This window comes from Microbulbifer discodermiae (assembly GCF_040742695.1).
Taxonomy (GTDB): Bacteria; Pseudomonadota; Gammaproteobacteria; order Pseudomonadales; family Cellvibrionaceae; genus Microbulbifer.
This window is the reverse complement of the sequence record NZ_JBFLAB010000070.1, coordinates 1-15209: the sequence shown is the minus strand read 5'-3', so window position 1 is coordinate 15209 and position 15209 is coordinate 1. Positions and strand designations below refer to the sequence as shown.

Annotated in this window: 11 protein-coding genes; 6 read left to right on the top strand and 5 right to left on the bottom strand. The window is 57.0% G+C overall.

Features of this window, described 5'->3' with window-relative positions; genetic code table 11:
• Positions 1 to 452 precede the first annotated feature (452 nt).
• Positions 453 to 1229, bottom strand: a complete 777-nt coding sequence (locus tag AB1S50_RS17280) for an outer membrane beta-barrel protein (protein WP_367152324.1) — start codon at positions 1227 to 1229, stop codon at positions 453 to 455.
• A 673-nt stretch (positions 1230 to 1902) separates the two neighbouring features.
• Here AB1S50_RS17280 and AB1S50_RS17275 point away from each other — a divergent pair.
• Complete coding sequence (locus AB1S50_RS17275; RefSeq protein WP_367152323.1) at positions 1903 to 3003, top strand: MipA/OmpV family protein; 1101 nt, start codon at positions 1903 to 1905, stop codon at positions 3001 to 3003.
• A 548-nt stretch (positions 3004 to 3551) separates the two neighbouring features.
• Positions 3552 to 4004, top strand: a complete 453-nt coding sequence (locus tag AB1S50_RS17270) for a YHS domain-containing (seleno)protein (RefSeq protein WP_367152322.1) — start codon at positions 3552 to 3554, stop codon at positions 4002 to 4004.
• 241 nt (positions 4005 to 4245) lie between these two features.
• On the opposite strand, the gene AB1S50_RS17265 is transcribed toward AB1S50_RS17270, so the two are convergent.
• Positions 4246 to 6879: an Ig-like domain-containing protein gene (locus AB1S50_RS17265; protein WP_367152321.1), complete on the bottom strand. Its 2634-nt coding sequence runs from the start codon at positions 6877 to 6879 to the stop codon at positions 4246 to 4248.
• 342 nt (positions 6880 to 7221) lie between these two features.
• Between AB1S50_RS17265 and nadA the strand changes: the two genes are divergently transcribed.
• Complete coding sequence (gene nadA / locus AB1S50_RS17260; protein WP_367152320.1) at positions 7222 to 8280, top strand: quinolinate synthase NadA; 1059 nt, start codon at positions 7222 to 7224, stop codon at positions 8278 to 8280.
• A 21-nt stretch (positions 8281 to 8301) separates the two neighbouring features.
• On the opposite strand, the gene AB1S50_RS17255 is transcribed toward nadA, so the two are convergent.
• Positions 8302 to 9795 (bottom strand): M48 family metalloprotease, encoded by a 1494-nt coding sequence (locus AB1S50_RS17255; RefSeq protein ID WP_367152319.1) that lies wholly within the window; start codon positions 9793 to 9795, stop codon positions 8302 to 8304.
• A 95-nt stretch (positions 9796 to 9890) separates the two neighbouring features.
• On the opposite strand from AB1S50_RS17255, the gene AB1S50_RS17250 reads away from it, so the two are divergent.
• The 3 genes from AB1S50_RS17250 (at position 9891) to AB1S50_RS17240 (ending at position 12662) form a co-directional block, all read left to right on the top strand.
• Positions 9891 to 10304: a sulfurtransferase TusA family protein gene (locus AB1S50_RS17250; protein WP_455363761.1), complete on the top strand. Its 414-nt coding sequence runs from the start codon at positions 9891 to 9893 to the stop codon at positions 10302 to 10304.
• A 19-nt stretch (positions 10305 to 10323) separates the two neighbouring features.
• Complete coding sequence (locus AB1S50_RS17245) at positions 10324 to 11439, top strand: AI-2E family transporter (protein WP_367152318.1); 1116 nt, start codon at positions 10324 to 10326, stop codon at positions 11437 to 11439.
• 116 nt (positions 11440 to 11555) lie between these two features.
• The gene (locus tag AB1S50_RS17240; RefSeq protein WP_367152316.1) at positions 11556 to 12662 is read left to right on the top strand and encodes a phosphoribosylaminoimidazolesuccinocarboxamide synthase; all 1107 of its coding nucleotides are present in this window, start codon (positions 11556 to 11558) and stop codon (positions 12660 to 12662) included.
• Positions 12663 to 12789: 127 nt separating this feature from the next.
• On the opposite strand, the gene AB1S50_RS17235 is transcribed toward AB1S50_RS17240, so the two are convergent.
• Positions 12790 to 14853: a S8 family peptidase gene (locus tag AB1S50_RS17235; protein WP_367152314.1), complete on the bottom strand. Its 2064-nt coding sequence runs from the start codon at positions 14851 to 14853 to the stop codon at positions 12790 to 12792.
• Positions 14854 to 15100: 247 nt separating this feature from the next.
• Positions 15101 to 15209, bottom strand: a 109-nt coding sequence (locus tag AB1S50_RS17230) for an IS3 family transposase (protein WP_367149665.1), incomplete at its 5' end; no start/stop codon positions are given.

The following is a 15209-nucleotide window of genomic DNA, read 5'->3' as shown; positions in this document are numbered from 1 at the left end:
CCCTGCTGAAGCGAGGTGCTGCGAATCCAGCTTTCCAGGGTCGCTGCATCATGAGCGGTAATTGTAAAAACGTCAGGAGTATCCATGTGACAAGTATACGTGAAATCAAATCACGTAACCTTATTTTCCGCATGGGCCACTAGAGTCGGCGCTTTTACCCAACGGAAGAGGAAGTATTGATGCGCTACCATAACCAACCGAAGAAGATTGCTATATAGCTGTCATTGAAAACGAAATAATATTTAAAGCAGTTTGAATATTCTTGTATTGAACGTACACTGCTTATGATTATTTTCACAGAGCAGGTTATAGCAACTGATTTTAAGTGGGCCGGTTATTCACAGTTGGGTGAGCTGCTGGTACAGAGAATAGCTTCACAAAGCTATTACGCCGATAAAAGCGGCCTTGATCGGGCGATGTCTACCTGAAAAGGCTGCCATTGCAGGAGGAAATTAGAACAACCAGCGTGTGCCGATTTCAGCAATCAGGCTGTCAACTTCCACTTCAAATTGCGCGTCGAACAAGTCGGCGTCAACTTCTACTTTATCGGTCTGACGCCAGCGTAGCCCGCCGTAGAAAGACAGTTGCTGGTTCAGCTCGTAGTCGAGGCCGGCCATCAGCTGATGGGCCAACACACTGTCATCATCATCGATAATTGCGACACCGGAGGGACTGTAATCCACGTCTACCCAAGCGTTGCCGATACCCGCACCGATATAGGGGTTTAATACCCAGTCGGTTGCAAATTCATAGAGAACATTGAGGAACAGGTAGTCGGTGCGGAATTCACCCTGCCCTGAGGCGACCAGTTCGCTTACGCTAATGCCCAGGTTGTCCGGCGCCCCGCTCACCAGAACGCCTGCGTCCTCCCCGCCCAGTGGAATGTCGGACGCGCTCACCCCGCGATGGGACTCCACGTCGTTTTGTACTCGCGCAAACTCTACCTCAAAGCGAAGTTGATTGGTTTGCCATCCCAGCGAAAAGCCTATGGCTGAACCGCTGTCCACACTGGTATTCAAGCCGACGTCGGTGCCGGCGGGCAGAACAGTGCCTGCGGGAATATCAGTACCCGGCCCGGTAGTAAAATCGCTGGAAAAGCTGCCGGAGGTGGAAACATTATCCATATCGCTATAGCCAATATTGCCACTCAGATAAAAATCTTCTGCCTGAGCGAGGGCGGAAAAGGTGGTGGCTGCTATAGCTGCCAGTAAATAATGTCCTTTTAACATGATGGATACCTTAACTTAAAAAATTAGTGGTCAGATGCCATCACATCTACGCGGGAACTGATAAGGTGGATTTATCAATAAGGTCTGGCGACGCCTATTGCTGCATGGATCAAAGTTTTGGAAAAAATACAGTCCGACTGTGATCTAAAAACCTTTGTCAATTGTAATTTAGCGGTTTGGCTGTTTGATAGTTTTGGGATTGCGCAAATCCCTGGCGCCTCAAGTTGTGCGTGCTATGGTGCTGAAATTAAGGTCCAGATAGAGAAATAGAGCAGCCAATAGTAAACAGTGCTATAGGATTCAGTAGTTTATAAAATAATCAATGTGAGGCTCTGATGGGTAGCCTGGTCGCTGCAGCACAGACATATTGCTCTGCGCGGTATCTGCACCGCTTGGGGGGATTAGCCGTATACGGCTTGCGCGGCCTTTCTCTGTGCTTGTAACCGGTGAGACGCCGCAGGTTCAACCGCGCGGCTTATACAATCCGTCGGTGTATCACACAACAGATTGTGGAGAAAGCCTTCCCTGGCTTCTCTCAATTTTTTAACGGCCTGCTAAACTTCACCTGGTTACTTATGGGAGACGGGGTTTTGATTGGATTCGTGGGTGATCCGAACTCGAATACCGGCCGTAAAAAGAAAAAGTCGGTTAACAGGGAATCTGTAGCTTAGCAATGACCAGTAAAATTCTCCTATCGACACTGCTTTTTCTCTATTCCGCGGCTTCTGTCGCGGAAGTTACTGTGCGACTGCTGAATGCCCCGGAAGAAGGATCATTGGTGTTGCAGGTTTATGACGACCCAGATGCATTTGGCGACTTTCGCAACCCGGCCAGGGAAGAACGTTTTTCAATCCAGCCGGATGGAAGCTACCGCTTGTCGGATCTTCCAGCGGGCCAGATTGTGGTTCTGGCCTATGTGGATGAGAATGACAACCGGGTATTGGACCGGAATTTCATAGGTATTCCACGGGAGCCTATGGGCCTGTCCAACAACTACCAGCCCAAGGGCCCCCCCAGTTTCCAACGGGCGGCCTTTCACGCCGCAAAGGACCAGGCTATCAGTCTGGATATCGAGCTCTACAGTGTTCTGGGTGAATTCGGTCAGTGGGGCGTTGGTCTCGGTGTAATAGGGCGCAGCAGCCCCTACCGGGGTTCGGATACCAATGTGACCCAGGTAATACCGGCGATCACTTACTTTGGAGAGCGGTTGCAATGGATAGGCCCGGAGCTGCGCTATGGCATTGCAGGCAGCGACAAGTTGCGGCTGGCAGTCATCGCCGCTTACCGGCTTGGTGCCTATGAGGAGGACGACAGTCCTGTACTGGAAGGGCTCGGCGACCGGGAGGATACGCTGTTTGGTGGTGTCGGCCTGATTTACGAAGCCTGGAACGGCTTTGAGCTGGATCTTCAATACACCCATGACCTGCTCGACAGGTCGGGTGGTGGCCTGGCGGAAGTGAGGCTCTCAAGGGGGTTTCACCTGGGTAACTGGCGCCTGGTTCCCAGGCTCGGTATCAACTGGCTTAGCTCAGAGCTTGCGAATTATGACTATGGTGTGCCGGTATCCGCAGCAGAGCCCGGCAGGCCGGCTTATGCAGTTGGAAGTAGTGTTACTGTGGAGGCGGGTGTTGGCACTATCTGGGAGCTATCGGAGGACTGGCGGATGGCGTTGAATCTGGCCGTCGAGCGACTGGACAATGACATAAACAACAGTCCAATTGTGGCCGAGCGCCACCTGCTCAAAGGCTTTTTTGCGGTGACTTATACCCTGTAGTTACTCCCTGTAATAGCTGCCACAGCTGTAAGTACCAGGGTGAAGACAGAGTATGGCGTTTGTGTATCAATCAGCTCAATTACTCAAGTTTAAAGCCTGACAGGTTGTTGAAAAAGCCCTCCCTGGCTTTCCTCAATCCGGGTTTGCGGCGCATGTCCGCAAACCCTCCACGACAAATCAAGCAGTTACATGCTTGATTTGCTAAACCTGCCACCCTCGACCGCTTGAGCGATTCAGTCTCTTTCAGCGCCGTCACAGCTTCTAAGGTTTCTGCAACCGATGCTGTTTATAGCAACTGCCGCGAACTTGTTTGGCTTTCGGGTTGTCAGGATAATGCTTTCCTGAAGTGAATGGTTTTCTTATCCAGCAATGTTCGCCAGGCTGTTGAGCTCTCCATTTATCTTTAAATTACTGGCTAATGAATACAATCCAGTAGGGAAAATAGGATTTCTATTATTTTCTATCAGTGTGTTCCGGATCATTATAGCGTCCAGCAAAGTGATTGATTTCTTTGCCTGAATGTTAACTTTTAATTATGGAGTCACCTTATGAAGGTCAAGCAGTATCTGGTTGCTATATTGTCAACCTTGGTATTTTCCGTTGGCGCAAAAGCCGGAGAATACAAACACAGTACCCCGGCGGTTCAGGGCTATGACGTTGTCTCTTATCAAACGGGAAAACGGCCAGTGCGGGGAAATGGAAATTTTATTTCTGAATACCAGGGCGCTACTTACCTGTTCTCCAGTAAGGACAATCTGGAAGTCTTTGAAGAGGCTCCGGAGAAATACGTGCCTGCCTATGGTGGCTACTGTGCCTTTGGCGTATCTGTAGGCAAAAAGTTTATCGGAGATCCGGAAGTCTGGCGTCTGGTGGATGGCAGGCTATACCTGAATCTGGATTCCGGTATTCAGGACGAGTGGCTGAAGGATGTGCCGGGGCGTATCAAAACGGCCAATGTGAAATGGAAAGCAATTCAGAATAAATCCCCGGCGTCACTGTAAACTTCAACTGTGTATTGTTTACAGCAATAGAGCAAATCTATCCCCCCTGTTCGCTGAACGGGGGGGAGCTTTATCATTGATCCCTTATTTCAATTCGCCAACTGATGTACTACCTCCTCCCTAAACACCATACTTGAGGGCACCACTGAAGGTAAGCTTCTACTCCAGTGGAGAATTTAAATACGGCGTTTTCTTACTACTATCAACCCCAGCTATGCCTCTGAGTTATTGCCAGTAATTTTTAAGGCTGAGTTACACAAAGAGGCACAGATCTAACTGTGGCGTCTGGTAAAGGTATAGGTGTGCCTGCCGTCGCGCCGCCTGCGTTTGTGAGTGTAACAGGGACATACTGCGACATGTCATCCAAACTAAAGTAGTCTTCCGTCACCGGCCAGGAAGAAGGGGCTGCACCGAATTGTGCCGTGGTATTGGCATTGAGAAAGGAGACAAAATCCGTGATGGGAGGAAGGCTGCCAAATGCATCGAAGCAATACTGAAGTAAATCATCGACGCCCAGCTTGGCGAATTCGATACCACCTTCAAAAAATGATTCCAGGGTGGCGTAGGTGCCGGTGGCTTCCACCTGCGCTCTTGTAGGAGCGCAGAAGAAGGTCTTCGTGACCAGGTTGCCATCAATATCCAATTGTGTCCCCTGGAACGAAGGGACATTGCAGAGAGTAACGACAGCAGTGACAGTAACTGCCACAGTATTACTGGTAATGCCGTCCTGGCTGGCGGTGATATTGGCACTGCCAACCTCCACCGCTGTGAGTTCCCCCAGCAGGTCCACGGTGGCCACGGCAGTGTCGTCGCTGTTCCAACTGACGGTATTGGTGATATCCAGGGTGCTGGCATCGCTAAAGGTCCCCTCGGCGGCCAGCTGTTGCGTATCGCCCTTGGGCAGGCTGACGGGAGAGGGTGTCACCTGAATAGCAGTCAATACGGCGCTGGTGACGGTGACCGGTACGGTATTGCTGGTGATACCATCCTGGCTGGCGGTGATATTGGCGCTGCCGACTTCTACTGCCGTGACCTCTCCCAATAGATCCACAGTAGCTGCCGCGGTGTTGTCGCTGTTCCAACTGGCGGTATTGGTGATATCCAGGGTGCTGCCATCACTAAAGGTTCCCTCAGCAGAGAGCTGCTCACTGTTGCCCTTGGGCAGACTCACCGGGGTCGGCGTTACCTGGATACTGGTGAGTACGGCACTGGTGACGATGACTGCTACGGCATTACTGGTAATACCATCCTGGCTGGCGGTGATATGGGCTCTGCCCAATTCCACTGCCGTAACTTCCCCCAGAAGGTCCACGGTGGCCACGGCGGTGTTGTTGCTATTCCAGTTGGCGGTGTTAGTAATGTCGAGGGTGCTACCGTCGCTAAAGGTTCCCTCAGCGGCCAGCTGCTCGCTGTTGCCCTTGGGCAGGTTGGCAGTGGCTGGTGTCACTTGAATACTGACCAATACAGCGCTGGTGACAGTGACCGTCGCGGTATTGCTGGTGATGCCATCCTGGCTGGCAGTGATATCGGCGCTGCCCACCTCCACCGCCGTAACCTCGCCAAGGCTGTCCACGGTGGCCGCGGCGGTATTATCACTATTCCAGCTGGCACTGTTGGTGATATCCAGGGTGCTGCCGTCACTGAAAGTGCCCACCGCAGTGAGTTGTTCGCTGTTGCCCTTGGGCAGGCTAACGATGGCTGGTGTTACCTGAATACTGGTCAACACAGCGCTGGTCACAGTAACTGTTGCAGTATTGCTGGTAATGCCATCCTGGCTGGCGGTGATATCGGCGCTGCCCACATCCACCGCCGTAACCTCGCCGAGGCTGTCCACGGTGGCCACGGCAGTATTGTCACTATTCCAGCTGACACTGTTGGTGAGATCCAGGGTGCTGCCGTCACTAAAGGTGCCCACGGCGGTGAGCTGCTCGCTGTTGCCCTTGGGCAGGCTCACCACTGCCGGTGTCACCTGGATACTGGTCAACACAGCACTGGTTACTGTGACTGTTGCGGTATTACTGGTAATACCATCCCGGCTGGCGGTGATATTGGCGCTGCCCACTTCTACTGCCGTGACCTCTCCCAAAAGATCCACAGTAGCTGCCGCGGTATTGTCGCTGTTCCAGCTGGCGCTGGTAGTGATATCGAGGGTACTACCGTCGCTGAAAGTACCTATGGCGGTGAACTGTTCACTGTTACCCTTGGGCAGACTGACGGTGGCTGGTGTCACCTGAATGCCGACCAATACGGCACTGGTGACGGTGACCGCTACGGTATTGCTGGTAATACCATCCCGGCTGGCGGTAATACTGGCAGTGCCAGTGGCCACCGCCGTGGCGTTGCCGTCGGCGTCGACGGTGACTGTGTCGGTATCGCTGCTTTGCCAGGTCACGCTGTCGGTGATGTCGGCGGTGCTGCCGTCGCTAAAGCGACCCAGCGCCGCCAGCTGCTGGCTGGTGCCGGGCGCCAGGCTGACTATTGGAGGTGTCACCTGGATACTGGTCAGTAAGACGCTGGCTACGTTGACTGTCACCCTATTGCTGAGAACTCCGTCGCGCCTGGCGAAGATACCGGCGCTGCCGGGGGCGACGGCGGTGGCATTGCCGCTGGAGTCGATGGTAACCGTAGAGGTATCGCTGCTGCGCCAGACCACACTGTCAGTGATATCGACGGCGCTGCCGTCGCTAAAGCGGCCCAGGGCGATAAACTGCTGGGTGTCCCCCGCCGCCAGGGACAGGTCGGAGCTGGCCCCGGCGCCAGCTGGGGCGGGAAAAATCTGGATGAACAGCAGAGTGTCTGAACGGTCTTTTTTATTCGAGTCACAGCCTGCCATAAGGGCGCAGAGCAGAGCCAGCAATAGTAGTCTGAAAGCCATATCCACATCCCTGTGAATTGTATTGACAGAGGGTCAAATCGCGCCCTGATGGTTCCGTTTGATGCAGTGGCCGTCGCCTGTCAGTCCCTATATCGTTCCTTTTAGATAGGACCGGGTGCTGAGAGCCCTTAGTGCCTGGCGGTTAGGATAAAACCCTAACAGGGCCGGAAACTCTGCTGTTTCAGGTATCCAGTCTATTAGAACTGGGCGGTTTTGCCATCGCCTGTCGGGCAGCCGGCCCCGGGCTGGCGCACGGGAATACCGAATCGGCATTAGGGGGCAGAAAACCACGATGGCCAGATAGCGCTATAATGCGGGTTTTTCCACAACCGATGGATATGTATGGGTCGGAAACAAGCCATTTCAGAGTCCTTTGATCCCCGCTCGCTGGTGCAGTCGCACCTGGCGGAGCCCACTGGGCGTCACTACAGCGACGAGCAGCTGCTGCTGTGGCGCGAGCGTATTAAGCGGTTGCTGCGCGAGCGGAATGCGGTACTGGTGGCCCATTACTATACGGACCCGTTGATCCAGGCGCTGGCGGAGGAGACCGGGGGTTGTGTTTCCGACTCGCTGGAAATGGCGCGCTTCGGTGCGGAGCACCAGGCGGATACCCTGATAGTGGCCGGGGTCAAGTTTATGGGGGAAACCGCCAAGATATTGACGCCGGGCAAGCAGGTGCTGATGCCCGAGCTGGAGGCCACCTGTTCCCTGGATCTGGGCTGTCCGCCGCAGGATTTCGCCGAGTTCTGCGATGCGCATCCGGATCGCACGGTGGTGGTCTACGCCAACACATCCGCTGCGGTCAAAGCCCGCGCGGACTGGGTGGTTACGTCCAGTATCGCCCTGGATGTGGTGGACCACCTGGACGCGAGCGGGGAAAAAATTATCTGGGCACCGGACAAGCACCTGGGCAGTTATGTACAGCGGGAAACCGGCGCCGATATGCTGCTGTGGAACGGCAGCTGTATCGTGCATGAGGAGTTCAAAGCCAAGGGGATCGCGGACCTGAAGGCGCTGTACGCGGACGCGGCGGTGCTGGTGCACCCGGAGTCACCGGCGGCGGTGGTGGAAATGGCGGACCTGGTGGGGTCCACTTCACAGATCATCAACGCCGCCAAGACCCGCCCTGAGCAGCGGTTTGTCGTCGCCACAGACCAGGGCATTTTCTACAAGATGCAGCAGGAGTGCCCGGACAAGGAGCTTATTATCGCACCCACGGCCGGCGCTGGTGCCACTTGCCGCAGCTGTGCCAACTGCCCCTGGATGGCGATGAATTCGCTGGAGAGCCTGTGCCGTGTGCTGGAGCGGGGCGACAACGAAATTCTGGTGGACCCGGAACTGGGTCGGCGCGCCATGAAACCGCTGCAGCGCATGCTGGACTTTCGCAAGCCGCTGGACTGACAGCGGGGTTACCGGGTCTCGCTACAGCTCCTTGGCCTTTTGCTGCATATTGATCACGTCCTTGAGACGCTGTTCCAGGATGGCGTGGATCTGGTAGTCGTTCTTGGCCAGACGGATACCGTGGCGCAGGTGTTGTTGGGCCTTGTCGAAGACACCGTTGAGAATATAGTACTCGGCCCTGGCCTCGTGTACACCGACGATGTCGCCGGCGAGGCCATGGGTTTCGGCGAGCAGATACCAGACGGCGGGGTCTTTTTTGCGCACGCGGCTGTATTTCGCCAGTATCCGTTCTGCCGCCAGGTAGTTGCCGGCTTTGAAGTGCGCGCTGGCGAGCCCCATGATGAGGGCGTGATCGGTGGGGGTTTTCTGCAGCGCTCGCTGCAGGCGCTGAATGGCACTGTCATAGTCGCTGCGGGCTATATCGATATCGGCGCGGGCGAGTACAAAGGCGGCTTTACCGGGCTCCCGGTCCAGCAGGGGTTGCAGGGTTTCCAAAGCTGCGTCGGGTTTACCCGCCGCTGTCTGCGCGAGCGCCAGACCATAGCGGGCGGCGTCCTCGTCATCATTGACACCGCGCAACTCTGCCTGGAAACGCTTGACCGCCTGCTGGGGTGTCGCTTCGGCCGCAACGCGGACACGGGAGCGCATCAGGTGGTATTCGCGGCTGTCGGAATAGTGGGCCTGGGGCATGCGACTGGCGCGCAACTTGGCATCCGCAATCCGCTTTTCGGTGACCGGGTGGGTGAGCAGAAATTCCGGTGGCCGGCGGTAATAGCGGGTCGCCTTCAACATCTGCTCGAACATCTCTCCAGCGGCGTCGGGATTCATGCCGGCCTTGGCCAAGGTTTCAATGCCGATACGGTCCGCTTCCTGTTCATTCTGGCGGGAAAAACGGAGCTGGTTGTCCAGCGCGGCGGCCTGGGTGGCGGTGATGGCGGCGATGCCGGCGTCACCACCGGCGGTGGCCGCCAGCACCAGTGCGCCGAGCATACCGGCGAGTGTAGGCAGGGTGCTGTTGCGCTGGGCCTCCAGCGAGCGCGCATAGTGCCGCTGACTCAGGTGGGCCAGTTCGTGCGCCAGTACCGAAGCAAACTGATCCTGGTTTTCGGCAAACAGGAACAGGCCGGTGTGAATGCCGATGACCCCGCCGGGCACCGCGAAGGCGTTCAATGAGTCGTTGTTGACCACTACGACGTCGAGGGACTTGTCCTTTAAAGGAGAATACTGCGCCAGGTCTTTGAGAGTGTTTTCCACATACTGCTGCAGCAGGGCATCGCTGGAGGTAGGCACCTGGCTGCGGAACATGCGCAGCCACATCTGGCCCAGTTCCTTTTCCCGCGCCTGGGAGACGACTCCACTGCTGCTGTCACCCAGCAGGGGCAGCTGGATCTGGTTGTCGTCTGCGATTGCCAGCGGCCCGGTGCCCGGCAGCAACCCGAAAACCAGCACAGCCAGCAGGGCGGAGAGCCACTGGCGCAGGCGTTGGCGCGGTAAAACTGTGGTGTTGTCAGTCATTTGCATACTGCTGGAAGAGCCGACGGTGAAGTTAATACAACAACTCTATACGCATCGCAGCGAAGCTGTCGAGACTTGGACCGAGAGACTGGGGGTTGGTTCGCGAAATTCGCTATCCGGCGCGCCCCGGGGACTGCGCCGCCGGCAAGGGGTTGCGGGTGTGTCGCCAGTGGCGACCGGAACCGGGTTATAATCCGCCGCGGTTCACAAAGCGCGGCGGGCAGTCGATGTCAGAGGAAATTTCCAGCAGCCGGGCGGCCTCGGGCGGCGGGGTCCAGTGGGACGCCGCAGCGACCATCGACGCCCGCGGCTTGCGCTGCCCCCAGCCTCTGCTGGCGATGCGCCGCGCCCTGCGGGAAGAGCCCGCCGGCCGCCTGGTGCGGGTGCTGGCCACCGACCCCGGCTCCTGGCGCGATTTTCACAGTTTTGCAGAACTGAGCGGTCAGCCACTGCTGCGGGCCGAATGCATTGATGGCGAATTCCGCTATTGGCTGCTTGCCACCACTTAAGGACGGGAACAGAGAATCCATGCTCACCATTTTCAAAAACTGGGTAGACAGGTATTTCAGCCAGGAGGAGGTGATCCTGCTGGTACTGTTCCTGCTGGCATCACTGGTGGTTCTGGCAACTCTGGGGCAGGTGTTGGCGCCGGTACTGGCATCGCTGATCATCGCCTTCCTGATGCAGGGGTTGGTGGTGCGGTTAAAGTCGTGGAAACTGCCCCATGGCGTGGCGGTGAGTCTCGCCTGCCTGGTGTTGGTGGGCGTTATCGCCACGCTGTTTTTCGTGATCCTGCCGATTTTCTGGCGCCAGCTGGTGAAGCTGTTCGCGGAGTTGCCGAACATGGTCGAGCAGGGGCAGCAGCTATTGCTGCTGTTGCCGGAACGGTACCCGCGCCTGATTTCCGCGGCGCAGATTGACGAGATTTTCAATAGCGTCGGCAGCGAGCTGGGCACCATTGGCCAGACACTGGTGACTTTTTCTCTCGCCAACCTGCCGGTGCTGGCCGGGGTACTGATATACGCCGTTGTGGTGCCTATCCTGGTGTTCTTTTTCCTGTTGGATTCGGCCCAGTTGCTCAATTGGTGCGCGTCCTTCCTGCCCCAGCACAGGCCCATGCTGCGCCAGATCTGGCACGAGATGAACGACCAGGTGGCCAACTATGTGCGCGGCAAGGTGATCGAGATAGCTATCGTGGCCCTGGTCAGCTTCGCCGCCTTCCTGATGCTGGGCGTCAACTATGCGCTGCTCCTGGCGGTGGCGGTGGGGCTCAGCGTACTGATCCCCTATATAGGGGCGGCGGTAGTGACCCTGCCGGTGGCCGCCATCGGTCTGTTTCAGTGGGGCTGGAGCAGTGAATTCCTCTACTTGATGCTGGCCTACGGCATTATCCAGGTGCTGGATGGCAATGTGCTGGTGCCGCTGCTGTTTTCCGAGGCGGTGAATCTGCACCCGGTGGCGATTATTCTGGCGGTGCTGTTCTTTGGCGGCATCTGGGGTTTCTGGGGGGTTTTCTTCGCCATTCCGCTGGCAACGCTGATCAAGGCGATCATGAATGCCTGGCCCACCAGCGAGCACCAGGCGGAGTGGCAGGCCCGGGAAGCCGAAGCGGCACAGTGTGACGGGGAGAGTTCGCCGGAGTGAGCCGCGGCCGGCCTATCCAGAATCAACCTGTGCGCCCCAACCTCTGTCGAGGCATTGGGGCTTTTGCTAGAATCCCGCGCTTATTTTCCAGCCCAATATGGTAATAGGAGCCATCCATGAGCCTCGCTGACAGAGTACTGGCGGTCAACGACGATTTGCCGATCCGCACCGACAAGCCCGTTCACAGTGGCAAGGTCCGTTCAGTTTACTGGTTGACCGAAGCCGACAGCCGTCGCCTGATAAAGGAGAGGGGCTACCCGGTGGCAGAGGACGCACCGCTGGCGGTGATGGTGATCTCCGACCGCATTTCGGCGTTTGACTGCATCTGGCAGGGAGAGGGCGGTATGCGCGGCGTACCGGGTAAAGGTGCGGCGCTGAACGCGATTTCCAACCACTGGTTCAAACTGTTCAGGGACCGCGGACTCGCCGACAGCCATATTCTCGATGTGCCCCATCCGCTGGTGTGGATAGTCCAGCGGGCGCGCCCGCTGATGATCGAGGCGATCGCGCGCCAGTACATCACCGGCTCCATGTGGCGCGCCTACCGGGGAGGGGAAAGGGAATTCTGCGGTATCCAGATTCCCGACGGGCTGCAGAAAGACCAGAAACTGCCCGAACTGCTGATTACGCCTTCCACCAAGGGGGTACTGAAAGGCATACCGGGGGTGCCGGAAGCAGACGATGCGAACATCACCCGCAAGAATATCCTGGACAACTACCGCGCCTTCAACTTTCGCAGCGAAGCCGACATAGACCTCTACGAAAAGCTGCTCAAGGAAGGTTTTGATCTTATCGCCGCGGAGCTCGGGCGGCTGGACCAGATTTTTGTCGACACCAAGTTTGAATTTGGCTATGTCACCGGCGCCGACGGCAGTGAAAAGCTGATCTATATGGACGAGGTGGGCACGCCGGATTCCTCCCGCATCTGGGACGGCGCCGACTACCGTGCGGGCAAGGTGGTGGAAAAATCCAAGGAGGGGTTTCGCCAGGCCCTGCTCAGCCATTTCCCGGACCCGGACATTCTGCTGAACAAGGATCGCATGCCGGAGCGCCAGGCACTCGCGCAAAACAGCGAATTGCCACAATCCATGCTGATGGACTTGTCTGCCACCTATGTGGATATTGCGGAGAAAATCACTGGCCGCAAGCTGGAGATGTCCGACAACCCGAAAGCGGATTTGATCGAGGTATTGCGCCGGGACTTCGGCCTGATCGATTCCTGATATCCAACCGGCAGCTCTTCGGCACTCTTTTGACTGCTGCCTCGGGTATGGGGCAAGGGCACAAGCGGATACAGAAAAGGCCGGCATTGCGCCGGCCTTTTTGTTACTGCGGAACAGACCGCTGGGGCTAAGGGGTGGCCTCGGCTTCCAGGGTGACTCCGGAGTAGGTCCGGTAGGCACGAATACTGATGTACCAGGTGCCCGCATCAGGGTTGGGGATGCTGCAGTTCTCGTTGTTGCCTATTAAATAGGGACGGCAAACGTGGCTGCTGGTGGTGGGCTGGGTACCGTAGCGCAGGTACAGGTCAGCGTCGCCACTGCCTCCCGACATCACTGCATCCAGCGAGGACATACCTTCGTTCACCTGCAGGGTGAAGTGCTGCCAGCTGCCCTGGGAGCCGGAGAGGTTGGTTTCGGTGAAGCTGGTGGCGCCACCTCCGGAACCGGCTTCATCGTAACTTCCCACCAGGCTCACACCGCTGAAACTGCTGTAGGCACGTACCATCACATGGTAGGTGCCAGCCTGTACATTAGAGATGTTGCAGGTTTCATTGCTTCCGCTGAGATACGGCCGGCAGTCGTGATTGGTGAGGTCGGGTTCCGAACCGAACCGCACATACAGGTCGGCATCGCCGTTGCTGCCAGCTATCTGGAAGCTGAGATTGCTTGCGCCGGCGGGCACTTCCATGGTGAAGCGCAGTACTTCGCCGGTGCTGGCGGAAAGGCCGGTCCTGGCGACCCCATTCTCCAGACTGTCGGTAACCGGGTCGCCACCGCCACCGCTGCCGGACACAGCGGCGACCGCCGCGGCCGCGTCGACTATGCCAGTGCCGCACTGGCTGCAGCTGGCTGGGAAGCTACGGGTGGTGTTTTTGAGGATGGTTTCCACCTCGGTCGGGGTAATGTCACTGTCCAGCGCATACATCAGTGCGGCCACGCCCGCAACGTGCGGTGCAGCCATGCTGGTGCCTTGGTAAAACTCGTAATTGTCGCTTCCCGGGCCCCGATTGCCGCTGTTCAGCGTGGACAGAACGCCGTTGGTGCGGATGGAGATATCACCCCCCGGTGCCGCCACGTCCACTACGCTGCCGAAGTTGGAGTACCAGGCGCGACCACCGCTGCGATCCGTGGCGGCGACTGAAATCACACCCGAGCAACTGGCGGGATTGAAGCCGCCGGCGTCTTTGCGGGAGTTTCCAGCGGCGACCACGACGGTGGTACCCAGGTTGCGCGCAATATTAATGGCGTTTTGCGTGGTGGACTGACAGCTCTGTTCGCCACCGAGGCTGAGGTTCAGCACCTGCGCCGGGTTGGGATTGGCCGGTACACCACTGACACTGCCACCGGCTCCCCAGATGATGCCGTCGGCGATATCGGAAGTGTAACCACCACAGCGGCCCAGTACCCGAATCGGGACTATCTTCGCCTTGTAGGCGACGCCGGCAACGCCGATACCGTTGTTGGTGACAGCGGCGATGGTGCCGGCCACATGAGTGCCGTGCCAGCTGCTGTTACTTCCGGGATCGTTGGGATCGCAGGTTCCGGCCGGCGCCCAGTCACCCGGGTCAGTGGCATCGCTGTCGCGGCCGCCGCCATCCTGGGCGACGAAGTTATCGGAAATCATGTCATAGCCGGGCAGCAGATTGTCCACCAGGTCCGGGTGGGGACGATAACCGGTATCCAGTACCCCCACTACGACGCCTTCTCCCTCAGAGCTGTCCCAGGCAGTGGGCAGGTTGAGGCCTCCGGTTGCTTCAAAGTAGTGCCACTGCTGGTTGTAACTGGGATCGGTAGGTGTTGCCATGGGCTGCAGCAGCAGGTCCGGCTCCACATATTCGACATTCGGATCCTGTCGCAGGCGATTCATCACCGCCCGCAGGGCGGCGCCACTGCGGCGTTTTTCCATTTTGAGCAGCTGGGCACCAGTGGCCAGGCGTCGCGAGTGCGCCAGTGGTTCCCCGGCCCGGTAGGACATTGAATCCACCATGCTGCGGGACATGACTGCAGCATTGGTTGCGGAGACAGTGTCCTTGAATTTTACGATAAGCCTGTCCGTGCCTATTCCGGATTGTGCGGGTACGGCTGAAGGCATGTTGCGTTCAACGGCTTGGGTTGTGACTGAGCCGCACAACATTAGCGCAGTACAGAGCAAAATCGATTTGCGCTGCACTTTAGCAATTGAGCTTTTCATTACTGTGAGTTTCTCCTGATTTATTTTTATTGGCACACTGCCATGGTTATTTTCATGGTGTGCCTCGGATACATCCTCGTAACTTAGTTATCGGCTTGTTTTGTCCTCCTGTGTGAGTGGATGAATAAACTCTGGATTGAAGCTAAAAAAACAGTAAATTCAGGTCTTGCTATCCGCCGACGGAATACTGGATGGTCGGGCAGGATAGTCGGACTGGGGTGTCCTGACAATACTGGACAGTCCCGCTTTAAGCCGCTTTGGCTGATTCCCAATACTTCTTGGCGAATTCAGTTGGGGCCAAGTTGCCAAGCCGTGAGTGGCGACGTTGGCGGTTATAAAAAATCTCGATGTACTCC

What these genes read in the sequence shown, in the direction of transcription:
- AB1S50_RS17235 (WP_367152314.1), bottom strand. Translation starts at nt 14,853, where the DNA reads ATGAAAAGCTCAATTGCTAAAGTGCAGCGCAAATCGATTTTGCTCTGT.
- AB1S50_RS17240 (WP_367152316.1), top strand. Translation starts at nt 11,556, where the DNA reads ATGAGCCTCGCTGACAGAGTACTGGCGGTCAACGACGATTTGCCGATC.
- nadA (WP_367152320.1), top strand. Translation starts at nt 7,222, where the DNA reads ATGGGTCGGAAACAAGCCATTTCAGAGTCCTTTGATCCCCGCTCGCTG.
- AB1S50_RS17265 (WP_367152321.1), bottom strand. Translation starts at nt 6,879, where the DNA reads ATGGCTTTCAGACTACTATTGCTGGCTCTGCTCTGCGCCCTTATGGCA.
- AB1S50_RS17275 (WP_367152323.1), top strand. Translation starts at nt 1,903, where the DNA reads ATGACCAGTAAAATTCTCCTATCGACACTGCTTTTTCTCTATTCCGCG.
- AB1S50_RS17270 (WP_367152322.1), top strand. Translation starts at nt 3,552, where the DNA reads ATGAAGGTCAAGCAGTATCTGGTTGCTATATTGTCAACCTTGGTATTT.
- AB1S50_RS17255 (WP_367152319.1), bottom strand. Translation starts at nt 9,795, where the DNA reads ATGACTGACAACACCACAGTTTTACCGCGCCAACGCCTGCGCCAGTGG.
- AB1S50_RS17280 (WP_367152324.1), bottom strand. Translation starts at nt 1,229, where the DNA reads ATGTTAAAAGGACATTATTTACTGGCAGCTATAGCAGCCACCACCTTT.
- AB1S50_RS17245 (WP_367152318.1), top strand. Translation starts at nt 10,324, where the DNA reads ATGCTCACCATTTTCAAAAACTGGGTAGACAGGTATTTCAGCCAGGAG.